Raw genomic sequence first — 998 nt, 5'->3', positions numbered from 1 at the left:
ATATGTTCCAATATAAAGAACCTCTGTCTAATCGAAATAAAGCTGAAACAGGTATCCGTTATGAATGGTATGCTATGCAACGATGGGGCGCTAAATATTGGGAGGATTTCTTACGACCAAAAATTGTTTGGAAGAGAGTCGGTTCTATTCTTCGATTTTGTTATAATAATAATGGGGCATTAGGGTTGGATAGTACATGTTTTGCTACAGGTAAAAATATTGAATTCATCTGTTGTGTATTAAATTCCCCAATGGGGCATTATCTTTTAAAAGATGCTCCTAAAACGGGAACAGGTGATTTACTTATAAGTGTACAAGCTGTTGAGCCCATTAAAATTCCTATGATAACCAAAGAACAGAATTTTATATTTGAAGAAGCTTTAAAAGAGTTAATAGATTATAGTTCTACAGAAAAAGAAAAAGAGATAAGCCATAAAGTCTTTGACTTATATAACCTATCTCATGATGAACAAAAATATATTGAGAACAATTTTACTTAATTTCAATATATCCAATAACTTTACGTTCTTCTTCAGTCAGGCCATACAAATCAAAAAGCATTCTATCTATTGTAGTAGCTTTTTCTCGTGTATAGTTTGACTGAAGATTTGTTACTTCCCTTTTGAAGTCATTATTAATTTCATCAGACACTTTTATTACAGAGATTTTATCGAAAAATATTTTTCTTAACTCACGTGTTCCACCTAACAACTCTGGGAAATTATCTCTAAAACAAAATTTGAACAATGAGGAATTCAAAAAGGCAGTCAAAAATGGAATATGTTTTCCTGTTATCATAAATGATTTATCATTTTGATAGAATCCTTTTTCATCATAATAAAAAGGCATATATTTAGTCATATTGGGATACATAATTTTTGGCTTATTAAAATCCTCCCAATATTTAGCGCCCCATCGTTGCATAGCATACCATTCATAACGGATACCTGTTTCAGCTTTATTTCGATTAGACAGAGGTTCTTTATATTGGAACATAT

Annotated in this window: 1 protein-coding gene and 1 pseudogene; one reads left to right on the top strand and one right to left on the bottom strand. The window is 31.0% G+C overall.

Features of this window, described 5'->3' with window-relative positions; all coding sequences use genetic code 11:
• Nucleotides 1-500: pseudogene (locus tag B5F91_RS15260) on the top strand (restriction endonuclease); the annotation flags it as partial.
• Here the strand turns inward: B5F91_RS15260 and B5F91_RS14730 are convergent.
• Nucleotides 493-998 (bottom strand): TaqI-like C-terminal specificity domain-containing protein (locus B5F91_RS14730; RefSeq protein WP_087429765.1); only part of this gene is annotated, 506 nt, incomplete at its 5' end. The pseudogene B5F91_RS15260 and the gene B5F91_RS14730 sit on opposite strands and share 8 nt — an antisense overlap.

Source organism: Bacteroides sp. An322, from assembly GCF_002161765.1.
Taxonomy (GTDB): domain Bacteria; phylum Bacteroidota; class Bacteroidia; order Bacteroidales; family Bacteroidaceae; genus Phocaeicola; species Phocaeicola merdavium.
The sequence above is the reverse complement of the archived record's forward strand: the minus strand, read 5'-3'. Positions and strand labels throughout refer to the sequence as shown.